At 65.7% G+C, this 13,543-nt stretch carries 13 protein-coding genes; 5 read left to right on the top strand and 8 right to left on the bottom strand.

What is annotated here, in order from left to right; translation table 11 throughout:
• Positions 1-18 precede the first annotated feature (18 nt).
• The 3 genes from HL671_RS17870 to atzD all read right to left on the bottom strand — a co-directional run bounded on the left by HL671_RS17870 (position 19) and on the right by atzD (position 4,852).
• Positions 19-708 carry a Fe2+-dependent dioxygenase gene (locus HL671_RS17870; protein WP_041750382.1) on the bottom strand — a complete coding sequence of 230 codons (690 nt, stop codon included), beginning with the start codon at positions 706-708 and terminating at the stop codon, positions 19-21.
• Positions 709-749: 41 nt separating this feature from the next.
• On the bottom strand, positions 750-3,281 hold the full coding sequence (locus tag HL671_RS17875; RefSeq protein ID WP_012041593.1) for a TonB-dependent receptor: 2,532 nt from the start codon (positions 3,279-3,281) through the stop codon (positions 750-752).
• Between the two features lie 452 nt (positions 3,282-3,733).
• Positions 3,734-4,852, bottom strand: coding sequence for a cyanuric acid amidohydrolase (gene atzD, locus HL671_RS17880; RefSeq protein ID WP_012041594.1), 1,119 nt, complete (start codon positions 4,850-4,852; stop codon positions 3,734-3,736).
• Between the two features lie 120 nt (positions 4,853-4,972).
• Here atzD and HL671_RS17885 point away from each other — a divergent pair, with 120 nt between their 5' ends.
• The 4 genes from HL671_RS17885 to HL671_RS17900 all read left to right on the top strand — a co-directional run bounded on the left by HL671_RS17885 (position 4,973) and on the right by HL671_RS17900 (position 8,854).
• Positions 4,973-5,776, top strand: coding sequence for an MBL fold metallo-hydrolase (locus tag HL671_RS17885; protein WP_172237189.1), 804 nt, complete (start codon positions 4,973-4,975; stop codon positions 5,774-5,776).
• A 138-nt stretch (positions 5,777-5,914) separates the two neighbouring features.
• A complete protein-coding gene (locus HL671_RS17890; protein ID WP_246579720.1) occupies positions 5,915-7,624 on the top strand; it encodes a hypothetical protein in 1,710 nt (569 codons plus the stop codon).
• A 122-nt stretch (positions 7,625-7,746) separates the two neighbouring features.
• A complete protein-coding gene (locus HL671_RS17895; RefSeq protein WP_012041597.1) occupies positions 7,747-8,235 on the top strand; it encodes a DUF427 domain-containing protein in 489 nt (162 codons plus the stop codon).
• 136 nt (positions 8,236-8,371) lie between these two features.
• Positions 8,372-8,854, top strand: a complete 483-nt coding sequence (locus HL671_RS17900) for a hypothetical protein (protein WP_012041598.1) — start codon at positions 8,372-8,374, stop codon at positions 8,852-8,854.
• Between the two features lie 159 nt (positions 8,855-9,013).
• On the opposite strand, the gene HL671_RS17905 is transcribed toward HL671_RS17900, so the two are convergent.
• The 5 genes from HL671_RS17905 to HL671_RS17925 all read right to left on the bottom strand — a co-directional run bounded on the left by HL671_RS17905 (position 9,014) and on the right by HL671_RS17925 (position 12,898).
• Positions 9,014-9,424, bottom strand: coding sequence for a hypothetical protein (locus tag HL671_RS17905; protein WP_012041599.1), 411 nt, complete (start codon positions 9,422-9,424; stop codon positions 9,014-9,016).
• Positions 9,425-9,547: 123 nt separating this feature from the next.
• Positions 9,548-10,204, bottom strand: coding sequence for an Mpo1-like protein (locus HL671_RS17910; RefSeq protein WP_012041600.1), 657 nt, complete (start codon positions 10,202-10,204; stop codon positions 9,548-9,550).
• Positions 10,205-10,475: 271 nt separating this feature from the next.
• Entirely contained in the window at positions 10,476-10,670 is a 195-nt protein-coding gene (locus tag HL671_RS17915; RefSeq protein WP_172237193.1) for a DUF2783 domain-containing protein, read from the bottom strand.
• Positions 10,667-12,304 carry an FAD-dependent oxidoreductase gene (locus tag HL671_RS17920; RefSeq protein ID WP_172237195.1) on the bottom strand — a complete coding sequence of 546 codons (1,638 nt, stop codon included), beginning with the start codon at positions 12,302-12,304 and terminating at the stop codon, positions 10,667-10,669. The genes HL671_RS17915 and HL671_RS17920 overlap by 4 nt, the downstream gene beginning before the upstream one ends.
• Positions 12,305-12,355: 51 nt before the next feature.
• Entirely contained in the window at positions 12,356-12,898 is a 543-nt protein-coding gene (locus tag HL671_RS17925; protein ID WP_012041603.1) for a VOC family protein, read from the bottom strand.
• 131 nt (positions 12,899-13,029) lie between these two features.
• On the opposite strand from HL671_RS17925, the gene HL671_RS17930 reads away from it, so the two are divergent.
• Positions 13,030-13,536 (top strand): MarR family winged helix-turn-helix transcriptional regulator, encoded by a 507-nt coding sequence (locus HL671_RS17930; RefSeq protein ID WP_012041604.1) that lies wholly within the window; start codon positions 13,030-13,032, stop codon positions 13,534-13,536.
• Positions 13,537-13,543 lie beyond the last annotated feature (7 nt).

The raw sequence follows: 13,543 nt of genomic DNA on the forward strand, positions 1-13,543 counted from the left end.
ACTGCTTGGGCCGCTCGCTCAGGTCTCGGCCCAATAGCGGATCAGGTTGTGATAGAGGCCGGTGAGCCTCACCATCTCCGGATCATCGCGGCCCATGCGGCGCGACAGATCCTGGATCGTCGTGTCGAGATCGAAGATCATGCTGCGGGCCAGGGGATCGCGGATCATGCTCTGCAGCCAGAAGAACGAGGCGATGCGGACGCCACGCGTGACCGGCGTGACCATGTGCAGGCTGGAGGCCGGATACAGCACGAGGTCGCCGGCGGGCAGCTTCACCTCATGCGAGCCGTAGAGATCCTCGATGACCAGCTCGCCGCCGTCATACTCTTCCGGCTCGGAGAGAAATAGCGTCACCGACAGGTCAGTGCGAATGCGCAGGCCCGTGAGCTTGTCGCCACGGACGGCATTGTCGACATGGATGCCGAAATGATGGCCTGAGTCGGCCGCGTAACGGTTGAACAGCGGCGGGAATATATGCTGCGGAATTGCGGCGGCGAGAAAGCGCGGATTGGCGGTCATCGCCGAAATGATGCGGTGGCCGAGCTTGCGCGCCACCTCGCTGTCGGGCGGCAATTGCTCGTTGCGCTTGACCATCGCCGACTGGGCGCCAGCCGTCGAACGGCCGTCCTCCCAGTCGCTGGAGTCCATGATGTGGCGGAACTCCGCCACATCATCCTTGCTCAAAATCCCGGGGACACAGATCAGCATGAACTCATCAACTCGATAGCGGCCCCGGCGCAGGCCGGTGGTCAGAACCGTCCGGACAGGACGATCGATGCGCTTCGTCCCGGACCGACCAGGGTGAACGGCGTGGCACTCTGATAGAAGGCGTCGTAGTAGAGCTTGTTGAAGATGTTGGCAACGAACACCTTCGCGGTCCAGTTCTTGTCGAGCTTGGCCTCCGCGAAAGCATCGAAGCGCCAATAGCTCGGCAGCTCGGTGCCCTGGTTCGCGGCGAGCCAGGTGCCGCCGAAGATCTTCGACCGGTACACCGCCTGACCGCCGATCTCCCAGGTGTCGTTGATCTGGTACTTCGTCAGCAGGCTGAACGATTGGTGCGCGGTGTTGGCGAGCTGCAGGCCGACATTGCTGGTGAACAGCGCCGTGTTCGCCGGCGGGATGTTCGACTTCGTCACCTCGGACTGCATCAGCACGATGCCGCCGAAAATGCTCCATTTGTCGGTGAGCTTGCCGCCCGCCTGCAGGTCGATGCCGCGGATGCGGTAGGCTGCGCCGGCCGAAAGGCACGGCACGTTGCCGGTGGTGCCCACGGGATAGGGACAATCAGCGGTGGCCTGCGTGGCGTTCGCGATGTTGCGCGACTCGCGAGCATTCTCCTTCTCGGTCTGGAACAAGGCTCCGGTGACCAGCAGGCGTCCGTCGAGCAGCTCCCATTTGGTGCCGATCTCGATCGAGGTGTTCTTCTCGGGGCCGAACACCTGGTTGGCGCCGCCATTGGTCACGGCCGACAGGCCGCCATACTGCGAGCTCAGACCGTCGAATTCCGCGCCGACGGGGTTCGACGACGTCGCATAGGCCGCGTAGAAGCTGGCATAGGGCACCGGCTTCAGGGTCAGTCCGACGTTGAAGTTCGGCATGCCGCTCGAGGCCGCCGTCGAGCCCGGCGTGTTGGCGACACCGTTGACCGTGCCGAAGCCATCGACCCGGACGTCGTATTTGTCGTAGCGGATGCCGCCGTTGAGGATCACCAGATCGCGGTAGTTGACGCTGTCGAGCGCATAGACGCTCGCCGTGTCGATCTTCACATTGGTCGGGAACTGGCCGAGCGAGGGAATGCCGAACGGTGCGAAGGTTGCGCTCGGACTGAACACGCTCACGCCGGACAGCGAACCGTTGCCGGCGAAGGCAAGGCCCTGCTGCTCGGAGGTCAGGCCGGTGTAGCTGTTGATGAGCGCCTTTTCCTGCGAGACTTCGAGCCCGGCGAGCAGGGTATGCCGGAACGCGCCAGTATCGAACTTGTAGGTCGCCTCGAGCTGGTTGGCGAGCACGTCGGTCTGCTGGAAGCGGCTCTGGGGGTTGGCCCGGATCGTCGAGTTCGACAGCGGATTGGTGAGCGTCGGACCTTCCGGCAGCGTGCCGATGTAGTTGAGGGTCGAGCGCGACACCCGGAACTTGTCGGAGATCGTCAGGTCGGGTGTGACCTTCACCTCGGCATTCAATGTGCCGATGTCCTGGCCGATGCGCGAGAAGTCGCGGTTGACGAAGCCGTACCAGGCGTTGCGCGGTGAGCCCACCTCCGGGAACGGCGCGCCGGCCACGAGATTGTTCGGCCGCCAATAGGGCACGCCGAAGTCGGGACGTCCGGTGACCTCGCTGTGGATGTAGTTGGCCGCCAGCGTCACGGTGTCGAGCGGCGTCCATTTGGTCGCGATGAAGCCGCCATTGCGGTTGTCGGTCACGAAGTCGCGCCCGGCCACGCCCGCGTCCTGGAACAGGCCGCCGACGCGTGCGGCGAAGGTCGGAGTGATCTTCTGGTTGACGTCGATCACCACGCGCTTGGTCTTGTCGGTACCGAGCGTGGTGTCCATGTTGTAGAAGCTGCTTTCGGTCGTGGCCTGCTTGGTCACGATGTTGATGGCGCCGCCGGTGGTGCCGCGGCCGGCAAAGGACGAGGCCGGGCCGCGCAGGATCTCGACCTGCTCGGTGAAGAAGTTCTCGCGCACCGACACGCCGCCGTCACGCACGCCGTCGATGAAAACGTCGTTGCGGGCGTCGAAGCCGCGAATGAAGAAGCGGTCGCCGAACGCGTTGCCGCCTTCGCCGGTGCCGAGCGTCACGCCGGCGGTGGAGAGCACGGCGGATTTGAGGCTGGTCGAGTTCTTGTCGGCGAGGATCTCCTTGCTCAGCACGGTCACGGTCTTCGGGGTGTTGAGCAGCTTCTCCGGAAACTTGCCGGAGGCCTGCAGCCGCTCGCCCTTGTAGTCCGACGCGGGGCTCGAATAGGGGTTGCGGTCGGGCGGCAGGTTGCTCTTGGGCGCGGCGACCTGCTGCTGCTGTTGCTGGCGGGCGGCGCGGCGCATCGCGTCGCGGGCGCGCACCTGCTCAGCGGTCGGACGGGAGGCGGCAGGCTTCGGACGGGCGACCGGGGCTTCGACGGTGACGGAGGGCAGCGGCGCCTGCTGGGCTTCGGCACTCGAGAACGAGGCAACCGCGATCAGGCTGGCCACGGCCGAGACCTTCACTCCGGAAATATCGGAGGACGGATCCCATTCGTGTCCGCTTGCCCCGCGCAAGCTCCTTGGAAAGACTGCCTTACCCATATTCGACCACCCCACTCGCTACGCAATATTTTGTTGTTCGGTTCGTATCGTCCCGCGCAACCGGGTGTGTTCCGATTGCGAACGAGTGGCAAACTCAAAGGCAATCGGACCAGAAGTGGGTTCCACTGATGGCTCAATTGCGAAAAGTTTCCATCTGTGTCTGATAATGCGAATTGCTCGCAAGGTGTCGCGTTGGTGCAACACCCGCAACCTTGAGGTTGAATCGTCGGTTCAGGCGCAATTCCGGATAAGAAAATACCGGCACGAGATACCGCTCCGCTCCCGCGGTCGCGCAGGCGGCCTGCGCCGTGCTGGTCCGGCTGCACCTCGGATGCGGCCGGAGTCGGGCAACATTGTCGCGTCGTCGCGGCGCGGCCCGGTCGGTCGACGGTTCGGTGCGCGCAATTCAGGTCGGGATCTGGCCGGTATCACGGTCCCGATCAGCTCGCGCTTCACGTCCGTTCGACGATGATCGCGATCGGTCCGCCGCCATCGGGGCCCTGATGCTCGGCGCCGCCGGAGACGAAAAGGTCGGTGAAGCCGAACAGCCCGGCCAGCGCACCGCCGACGAAGGCCCGCGCATGGCGGGTCGAGGCGATGTCGCTGTCATCCAGCATCGTGTGTCTTTGGCCGCGCAGCCTGCCGCTCTGCGCCGCCTCGGCCTTGGCCAGCACGGCGGCGATACGGCCGCGCGCGGCGGCCGGCACCTGGCCCGCGGAGTCGATGCCGAGCCGGGCCAAAGCGGCGCGCGCCGGCTCGATGTCGATGGCATCGGCCATGACGGCGTGGTCGATCGCGAGCGGCCCGGTCCAATCCGCCGACATGCCGGCCACCATGATCTCGTGATCGAGCAGTTCGACGCCGCCCGATGTCGCCGCCCGCTCGCTGTAGCGCGCGTAGTCGGCGCAGATCATCGCGTCGGACAGATCGGACAGGGTCAGCTCGCCGAGCGCGACTGCTGCTCCGAGGGCCGAGGCACCGCGGGAGAAGCTCATCGATTTCAGCGTGTCCCGCACCGCGGTGGTGGTCCCGCGCGCCTCGGCCGCCTCGATCCGCTCCATCGTGAGCAGCGGGCATTTCACCTGGACATAGTGGACGTCAGCGGCATCGGCGATGCCGGCATCGGCCATCGCAGCCCGCACACCTGCCGCCACCTGCGCGACCTGCTGCATCCGGCCGAGGTGCTCGCTCGGGAGCAGCGGCGTCCGCGCCCGGCCGAGCGCGAGCGACTTGTCGAATGCACGCGGCTGCGTCTCGCCGCTCGCGTCACGGGCCTCGAACACGATCATATGCGGCGACAGCGCGCCTTCGGTGCCACCGGACATCACCATTGCGATCTGGTTGATCGCATCACCGTCGACGTGCCGGCCGAGCAGCGTTTGCAGCGAGCGTACCGCGAACGCGCGGGTGAAATCGTTGACGCAGCCATTGCCCTCGGTCTTGCCGAGAATGGCAATGATGCCGGCCGGATCGATGGCGCCCTGTGCGATCGCGGCGTCCAGCGCGCCGACATCATCCGGGCTGCGCATCGGCAGACGGTGAACAGTGGCGCGGCGCAAGGCGGTCGGCATCTCGGGAACTCCTGTGTGCTATCCGCCAGACTAGGCAATCACGAGGCCGCGCGCGACGGTGTTGCGCGATGACAGGCATGCTAATGTCGCGGCGCCTGATGTCAGTTCGCCGGGTGATTCATGCCTCTCTGGACCTGCTTTCAATGTGGCGCGCAGTTTCCTGACACGCCCACGCCGCCGTCCGCGTGCAGGATTTGCGACGAGGAGCGCCAGTTCGTGAACTGGAGCGGACAGCGCTTCATCGATCGCGACGAGCTCGCCGCATCGCGCCAGGTCATCTGGCGTGACGATGACGGCGTGACCGGTCTTGGCCTCGATCCGAGCTTTGCGATTGGCCAGCGCGCGCTGCTGATTCCCGAGCCCGACGGCTGCGTGATGTGGGACTGCGTTCCCCTGGCGACGGAGACCGCTGTCGCGCATGTGCGTTCGCGCGGCGGGCTGAAGGCCATCGCGGTCTCGCATCCGCATTTTTATGGCGCGGTAGCCGATTGGAGCGAGGCGTTCGGCGGCATCCCGATCTATCTCCATGGCGACGACAGCGCCTTCGTCACCCGGCCGCATCCCGCGATCGTGCCATGGACGGGCGACAGCTTGCGGATCTCCGACGCCGTCCGGCTCTATCGCACCGGCGGTCATTTCCCCGGCGCCACCGTGCTGCATTGGCGGGAGGGCGCCGAGGGCAAGGGCGCGCTGTTCACCGGCGACATCGCGATGGTCGCGATGGACCGCCGCCACGTCAGCTTCATGTATTCCTACCCGAACTATATCCCGCTCGGCGCCGCAGCCGTGCGCAGGATCGCCGCAACGATCGGGCCGCTCCCATTCGATCGCATCTACGGCGGGTGGTGGCAGAAGAACATCGCAACGGAAGCGAAGCCCGCCTTCGAGCGGTCTGTCGCGCGCTATCTCGCGGCAATCGCCTGACGTGGTTCCGTACGTGGTGCTGCACGCGCCGAGAGTAACGGGGCGTTAGGCACAACCACAACACAATGCGCGTTCAGCTTGCAGTCTGAGATCGTATGGTATCGAAGTATCCTGGTGGACCGGGGTACCTCAGTGCGAATGCAATTGCTGTTGTCGAAGACCGGCGGGGCTGCGGCCGGCGGCCTCCTGCTGGGACCGGATGCCGTGGCCGCCGCGCGCGAGGCGAGGACCGAGGCCGGCCCTCGCGGTATGCGGCGGCTGTGGAGCCTTGTGGCGCTGAGCCTGGTCGTCCTTCTCTCCGTGCCATTCCTGCTGGTCGATGTGCCGCCGGTGCTCGACTATCCCAACCATCTGGCGCGCCTGTTCGTGCTCGCGCATCCCGAAGACCCCGTGCTGTCGCAGATGTACGGCCCGAACTGGCGCATCCTGCCCAATCTCGGCATGGACGTGATCGGCGCGGCGCTGCTGCGCGTCACCGACGTCCATGTCGGCGGCCGCCTGCTGCTGGCGCTTGCGCTGTTCGCGCCGCTGATCGGGGTCGTCGCGTACCATCGCGCCGTCTTCGGCCGGTTCTCGCTCTGGCCGCTGGCGGCGGCGGTCATTGCTTATAATGGCATCTTCCTGCTGGGCTTCATGAACTTCCAGCTTTCGCTCGGGCTGGCGCTGCTCGGTGCGGCCGGCTGGGTCGTCCTGCGCCGTCGCGCCAACGTCCTCGTGCTCGCCGGGTTCGGCGCGCTCGCCGCGACCGCGACCTTCCTGTGTCACATTCTCGGACTTGTCTTCTTCGCGGTGCTGGTCGGCGCCGCCGAGACGGACCGGCTGTGGCGGTTGCGGCGGTCTCCCGACTGCATGCGCGAGCTCGTCGGCGCGGCCGGTGCGCTCGCCTTCGCCATGATCCCATCCCTCGTGTTTTATGCGCTGGGCCCGCTCAGCGAGCCGGGGGCGCGGCCGGGCCCATGGCTGTGGCAGCAGAAGCTCTGGTGGATCTTTACGCCGTTCATGACCACGAGCACCGGGCTGACGCTGGTCACGGCCTGCGCCGTGCTGGCGCTGCTTGTGCTCATCCGCCGCCAACTCGAACTCGCGCCAGGACTGCCGCTGGCGCTCGCGGTCCTGATGCTGGGCTTCGTCGCGGCCCCTGCCAAGGCGATCAACGGCGTCTATATCGATCTGCGCCTCGCTCTGATGATGGGCTTGTTGCTGTTTGCCGCGCTGCGGCCGCGGCTGAGCGCGCGCCAGGGTGTCTATGCCGGCCTGCTTCTGGGGGCGCTCACTTTGCTCCGCTGCCTCGATATTGGCGCCGGCTGGATCGATCACCGGCGCGATCTCGCCGAGCTGCGCGCGGCACTGACGCAGGTCGAACCAGGCAAGCGAGTGCTGGTCGCGAATGGCGAGCTCGACGGGATCGGGGACGCGGACAAGAGGGAGCGAACCTTGCCAGGGGTGCATCGGATCGACACCCATTTGGCCGCGCTGCTCGTCATCGAACGCCGCGCGTTCTGGCCGCTGCTGTTCGCGAATCCCGCGATGCAGCCGGTGATTGTTCGACCTCCGTTCGATCGCCTCGCAGAAGCTCTGGGCGAGCCGGTCGAATGGCGATGGCTGGAGCACCCTGATAGCTCTCCAGGGGCGGATATCCCGACTTATCTGCAGCGCTGGCGCTCCGACTTCGACGCGGTGCTGGTGATCGGTCCGCCGCTCAAGCAGCAGCCGGTCGCCGGGCTGTTGCCGCTTTCTCGTGGCAGCTATGTCCAGCTCTACCGGATCGAGCGAAGTTCAGATTCGGAGATGACCTCGGACGACGGCAATGTCCGTCCCGGCGCGCGGCGGACCGGCTCGAACTCGTGATCCGGCGGCCCTGGCCGCGCATGGCTGCGGCCCGCCCGCGTCCACTGATCCCCACAGCCCGGCCGTTCGTTGTCTGCTGATGAGGGCTCCGCATCGCTGCGGCGCGTCACCAGGAGGGCACGATGCAGATTGTCACGCCGGGGCCCGGGCAGGAATCGGTCTGGGATTATCCGAGGCCGCCGCGGCTGGAGCGGTGTCCGGCGCGGCTGCGCGTCCTGTTCGCCGGTGCCACGATTGCCGATACGACCGAGGGCTATCGCGTGCTCGAGACCAGCCATCCGCCGGTCTACTACATCCCGCCGCAGCATGTGGCGATGCCATTGCTGCGTCCCGCTGCAGGGCGATCGTTCTGCGAGTTCAAGGGTATCGCGAGCTATTGGACGATCGAGGTCGACGGTCGCGTGTCGGAGCAGGCAGCCTGGAGCTATGAGCAGCCGACCCCGAGTTTCGCCGCGATCACCGCGCATCTTGCCTTCTACGCCTCGCGGGTCGACGCCTGCTTCGTCGGCGACGAGCACGTTGCGGCGCAAGAGGGCGATTTCTACGGCGGCTGGATCACCGCACGCGTGGTCGGCCCATTCAAGGGGGCGCCGGGCACGCGGCATTGGTAGATGATCCGCAGTCCGGTTCTGACCGTATTTGAGAGGATGATCGGGAAAACGGACACCGGTCTTTCGCGAAGATCACGCTCGGGCAAAGAGACAAGATCTAGATAGTTCCGCTCGTCACGACGTCGGGGGACATGCCATGCGACGGCTGATGAAGTTCCTGCATACGATGGGCGCGATCGGCATGATGGGCGCGATGGCCTGCCTGATCGTGCTGCTCGGCCTGATTCCGCAGCCCGCGGTCTCGCTATCGCATTATGCCGAGCTGCGCGCGGCGATGGGCGCGATCGTGCGCTACGTGTTTTTCCCCTCGCTCGGCCTCACCTTGATCGCGGGGCTGCTCGCGATCGCTGTCAACCGCGCGCTGCACAGCGCCGGCTGGGCCCTGGCCAAGCTCGCCTCGGGCATTCTCGTTTTCGAATGGGGGTTTGCCGCAGTGCAGGGCCCGATGCAGGAGGCGGCCGAGGAGGCGGCCCGCGCGGTCGCCGGGCAGATCGACCCGGCGACGCTGCAGCCCAATTTCGGCACCGAGCAGGGCGCGATCTGGGTCATGCTCGCCGTGGCCACGGTGAACGTGATCCTGGGCGTCTGGCGACCGCGGTTCACCAACCTGCCGGATTGAAGCGCGCGGCGGCAGGCCGTGCGACCTTCCCAATGTCCAAGAGCGGAGGCGCGCCCGACATCAAGGCGCAGCAGCGCGACGAGATGTGATCGAATGCAGTCACGCGATCCAAGGACGGTGCCGGCCTCGTCATGGCCGGCGCCGTGCCTGGTGTGCCGCTCAAAGCGGCGTCGCGCGCAGCTCGATCGTGACCGGGGTCGCCGTGGGCCTGGTGGCCGGATCGGCCGGCATCTGCAGCACGCGGGCGCGTTGGCCGGTGGCGAGGTCCGTGACCTTGACGATGCGGCCATTGGAGAATTCCAGCGCGTCGTGATGCTCGGTCGGCTTGTTGAGGTCGACCTGCCGGAAGCGGGCGAGATGAGCACCGACCTTGCGGCGGAAGAAGAAGCCCTTGATGCGGACGTCGCCCTCGAAGGCGAGTTCGGTGCCTGGGCGCAGGCACATCGCGGTCAGTGGGTCGTCCTGGGTGCAGAAGCCGCGGGTCTCCGTGCCGGGAAAGCGACAGGAGACCAGCACGTCGTCGATTTTGGCATCACGGGAAGCAACAGTATGGAGGCTGTAGTCACACATGGAAAGCTCCTGAAGGCCGCCAGCACTGAGGCCGAAACGACGCAGCGGAGAAGTTGTTCCATTTTACGACAGCCGGGCAGCCCACCGCCCGCGGGCCGTGCGGTGGGGGCCGATGCGCGGAGGTCAGGTGAGATGCGCGGCTTCCTCGGACTCGCTCTCGTCGGCCGCTGCGCCCCAATGCGAAGCATCCTTGATGGTCGGATCGATCAACTCGCCACGCAGCAGCGCCAGCGGGGATTTCCAGTACAGCGCGATGTTGTGCAGCGGATCGCTCAGCACCTTGAAGCCCCAGATCAGTCCGGTGGCGACATCCTGCGTGGCAAACAGCTGGATCATGCGGAACAGACCGCCGCCAATGCCGACGGCGAGCCAGAGCAGGCCGACATGGCGGACGAAATCCATGCGGCTCGCCGGCTCGGCGAACAGGCCGAACAGCGTCGGAAACAGGAACAGCGCCACCGGGACCAGGCCCCAGACCGTGAGCAGCACGATCTTGCGGGTCTGATTGTAGCCGACCTTGACGGCTTCCTTGTAGTCGTTGGTGACGTCGTTGACGTGGTCGTAGCCGTTCGGCTCGAAGAAGAAATGACCGGTCTGGCGCGTCAGCATCGCGAGCCATCCGACCAGCCCGGCCATTGCCGGATCTTTGAACAGCAGCGCGTAGCAGACGAGGAAGATGACCGCGCTGATCAGATGCAGCGTCTGATTGATCCGGCTCTGATGATAGTAGCGGTAGTCGTCGAAGCGCTGCGTCTGCAGCGTCTTATAGTAGCCCGACATGCGAATCCCCGTGCCGTTGTGGAACGAGACCGAGGCGTAGAGGGCTTCAGTGAAGGTGTCGTGACATTATGATGTTGTCACAATGAACCTGACCGGTCTTCGATCCAATCTTGGATCTTGTCTCGGATCCGCCAGCGTCGTTAGTTTGGACCGACGCGCCATGAGCCGGCGCGTCCGCCGCCGGCTGGTCTTGATGTCTGCCGCAGGATGCGCCCGCTGCGCTTTGATCGGGATCAAATCAGCGGGGCGATGGGGCCGATGGCAAACTGCCTCAGCCGCCCGGCGCGCGCGCCAGGCGGATCGCCTCGCTCAGAATTGTGCGGTCGCCGATATGGTTGGCGAGCAGCAGCACCAGCCGTGCATTCATGCGCAAGGCGTCCTCCTCGCTGAGGTCGCGCTGGCTACCGATCAGCTCGGCATAGAAGCCGTCGGGATCGTTGATATTCGGAGTGAGTGTCAGGCTCATGCCGCAAGCTCCTGCTGGACCGCGCCGTCCTTGCCGCAGGCGCGCCGGATCGACTCGGCGATCGCCGTCTCGTCGAATTGCGGAAAACGGGCGGTGACATATTGATCGGGACGGAACACATAGGTCGGGGGTGACGAGGCGCCGTAGCGCTCGGCGAGCAGGCCCTTGGCATCGGCGATATCCCGGCCGACGACGATCACGCGCGCGGCGATGCCGTCCACCCGGACTTCGTCGGCGGACACGGAGCTGTCGAACGTCAGTACGGTGAAGCCCGAGCCGAGGCAGTTCAGCAGCCAGCCGGGCTGGCCGGCGAGGATGACCGGCACATCCGCCGCATTGGTGCCCGGCGTCATCGGCCCGGCAAGGCTCGTGCGATCGGGGGTGTTCAGCGCTGAGGCGACATAGGGCGTCGGCGTCGACAGCCGGCCACTATTGACCAGCGGCCGGGCGAAGGCGTGATGCTGCGCGAGGTCGAGCACGGCGTCGCGGAAGTGCCGGCTCAGCCGTGTCTTGGGCGTGATGAAGTCGGTGGCCCGCGTCGAGTTCAGGATGTTGTCGTCGGCAGCATACGCGCGCTCCTCGTGATAGCTGTCGACGAGGCTCTCGGGCGCCTCGCCACGTAGCACCAGCGCGAGTTTCCAGGCGAGGTTGTCGATATCCTGCACGCCGGTATTGGCGCCACGGGCGCCGAACGGCGACACCTGATGCGCGGCGTCGCCGGCGAACAGCACGCGTCCCCTGCGGAACTGATCGATCCGGCGGCAGGCGAACTGATAGATCGAGACCCATTCCAGCTCGAAATCGGTGCTCTCGCCGAGCATGGCCCGAATACGCGGGATCACGCGTTCGGGCTTCTTCTCCTCGTCCGGATCGGCGTCCCAGCCGAGCTGAAAGTCGATCCGCCAGATGTTGTCGGACTGCCGATGCAGCAGCACCGACTGTCCCGGATGGAACGGCGGGTCGAACCAGAACCAGCGCTCGGTCGGGAAATCCGCCTTCATCCGGACGTCCGCGATCAGGAAGCGGTCCTGGAAGAACTGCCCTTTGAACTCGGCGCCTACCATGCGGCGCGTGTCGGAATTGGCGCCGTCACAGGCGATCACCCATTGCGCCTCCATGGTGAAGATGCCGTCGGGCGTCTCCACGGCAAGGTCAGCGTGATCATCGAACTGCTTCAGGCTCACCAGCCGGTGCTTCCAGCGCAGATCGACCAGCGGGCTTTTCGTGCAGGCGCCGACCAGAATCTCTTCGAGATGATATTGCTGCAGGTTGATCATCGCCGGCCAGCGATGGCCGGGTTCGGGCAGCAGGTCGAACTGATAGGACAGCTGGTCGCGAAAGAACACCTTGCCGATGTTCCAGCTCACGCCCTTCTCGACCATCGCGGCGGCGCAGCCGAGCCGGTCCCAGATCTCCAGCGGGCGCTTGGCGTAGCACACGGCGCGGGAGCCGATGCTGACAGTGTCGTTGTCGTCGAGCACGACCACCGGCTGGCCGCGCGCGGCGAGGTCGAGCGCTGCGGTCAGGCCGATCGGGCCGGCGCCGATCACGACGACCGGGTGCCGCCGGGTCGTGCCGCTGCGCTGCTCGGCCGAGCATGCATAGGGAAATCGCGGATAGACATAGTTGCTCATGGCTGCCTCGCCTTGCGCGTTGCGGTCGGGACTGTGGAGACGGGTGTTCGCTCAGTCGACGCCAGCGAATTCCTTCTCGTGCATCCAGGCGGTGTGCCGCGGCGGCCTCTTGGTCGTGGCCCATTCGTCGACCATGGCATGGGCGACGGACTTCATCCGCGCGATCTGCTCGGGCGTCGCGGTCCAGGCCGCGATCTCCAGACGGTGGCCGCTGGGATCATGGAAATAGATCGACTTGAAGATGGTGTGATCGGTGATGCCGACGACGTCCAGGCCGGCCGCCTCGGCGCGTGCCTTGGCCTCCTCCAGTTCCTCCAGGTCCTTCACCTGGAAGGCGATGTGCTGGGTCCATTCAGGGGTGTTCGGATCGCGCCCCATCGGCGGCGAATTCGGCAACTCGAAAAAGGCCAGGATGTTGCCGTTTCCGGCATCGAGGAAGATGTGCATGTAGGGATCCGGCGCCTTGGTCGAGGGCACGCGGTCCTCGGCGATGGCGCCGAGCAGGTCCATATTGAGGACCTTCTTGTAAAATTCGACGGTGGCCTTGGCGTCGACGCAGCGATAGGCGACGTGATGGATCTTCTCGATCTGCATGATCTGCTCCTCCCAATATCGTGGTTGGCAAAATAGTAACAGATGATACGATCATCCGGCTTTGATTTGGATCAATCCAGGGAAGATGAGCGGCGAGCGTGGGTGGGTCAGGAACGCGGGCAGAGGCTGTGATGGCGGACGAGGTGCGGCAGACCGACATTGACCAATTCAAAGACCACAACCTGAAATTGCAAGAATACTTCCCTTATCGGCTTGCCCGCTTGGCCGAGCAGGTGTCGCTGGCGGTCGCCGAGGTCTATGCTGACAGGTTTGCGCTGTCGCGGCAGGAATGGCGCATCCTGGCGGCGCTGGGCGAGCAGCCGCGATTGCCGACCAAACAGATCGGCCGGCTGACGACGCTCGACAAGATGAATGTCAGCCGTGCCATGCAAAGCCTGGAGGCGCGCGGCATCGTCAGCCGCAGCCGCGATCCCGAGGACGGGCGGGAGCGCATCGTGACGCTCACCGCTGCGGGGCGCGGGCTGTACAGGAGGATCGTGCCCTATGCGCTGGCCCGGGAGAGCGATCTGCTGGGCGTGCTCTCGGCCGCGGAGCTCGCCACCCTCGATACTGTGATCGACAAGCTGCTCGCGGCTGCGGAGCGGGCCGTTGACGATCCTGTTGGCCGGAAGCCTTGATCGGTGC

This window comes from Bradyrhizobium denitrificans (genome assembly GCF_013179005.1).
GTDB classification, from domain to species: domain Bacteria; phylum Pseudomonadota; class Alphaproteobacteria; order Rhizobiales; family Xanthobacteraceae; genus Bradyrhizobium; species Bradyrhizobium denitrificans.

What these genes read in the sequence shown, in the direction of transcription:
- HL671_RS17910 (WP_012041600.1), bottom strand. Translation starts at nt 10,204, where the DNA reads ATGTCGGGCTACTATAAGACGCTGCAGACGCAGCGCTTCGACGACTAC.
- HL671_RS17905 (WP_012041599.1), bottom strand. Translation starts at nt 9,424, where the DNA reads ATGTGTGACTACAGCCTCCATACTGTTGCTTCCCGTGATGCCAAAATC.
- HL671_RS17885 (WP_172237189.1), top strand. Translation starts at nt 4,973, where the DNA reads ATGCCTCTCTGGACCTGCTTTCAATGTGGCGCGCAGTTTCCTGACACG.
- HL671_RS17925 (WP_012041603.1), bottom strand. Translation starts at nt 12,898, where the DNA reads ATGCAGATCGAGAAGATCCATCACGTCGCCTATCGCTGCGTCGACGCC.
- HL671_RS17900 (WP_012041598.1), top strand. Translation starts at nt 8,372, where the DNA reads ATGCGACGGCTGATGAAGTTCCTGCATACGATGGGCGCGATCGGCATG.
- HL671_RS17890 (WP_246579720.1), top strand. Translation starts at nt 5,915, where the DNA reads ATGCAATTGCTGTTGTCGAAGACCGGCGGGGCTGCGGCCGGCGGCCTC.
- HL671_RS17915 (WP_172237193.1), bottom strand. Translation starts at nt 10,670, where the DNA reads ATGAGCCTGACACTCACTCCGAATATCAACGATCCCGACGGCTTCTAT.
- HL671_RS17875 (WP_012041593.1), bottom strand. Translation starts at nt 3,281, where the DNA reads ATGGGTAAGGCAGTCTTTCCAAGGAGCTTGCGCGGGGCAAGCGGACAC.
- HL671_RS17895 (WP_012041597.1), top strand. Translation starts at nt 7,747, where the DNA reads ATGCAGATTGTCACGCCGGGGCCCGGGCAGGAATCGGTCTGGGATTAT.
- atzD (WP_012041594.1), bottom strand. Translation starts at nt 4,852, where the DNA reads ATGCCGACCGCCTTGCGCCGCGCCACTGTTCACCGTCTGCCGATGCGC.
- HL671_RS17930 (WP_012041604.1), top strand. Translation starts at nt 13,030, where the DNA reads ATGGCGGACGAGGTGCGGCAGACCGACATTGACCAATTCAAAGACCAC.
- HL671_RS17870 (WP_041750382.1), bottom strand. Translation starts at nt 708, where the DNA reads ATGCTGATCTGTGTCCCCGGGATTTTGAGCAAGGATGATGTGGCGGAG.
- HL671_RS17920 (WP_172237195.1), bottom strand. Translation starts at nt 12,304, where the DNA reads ATGAGCAACTATGTCTATCCGCGATTTCCCTATGCATGCTCGGCCGAG.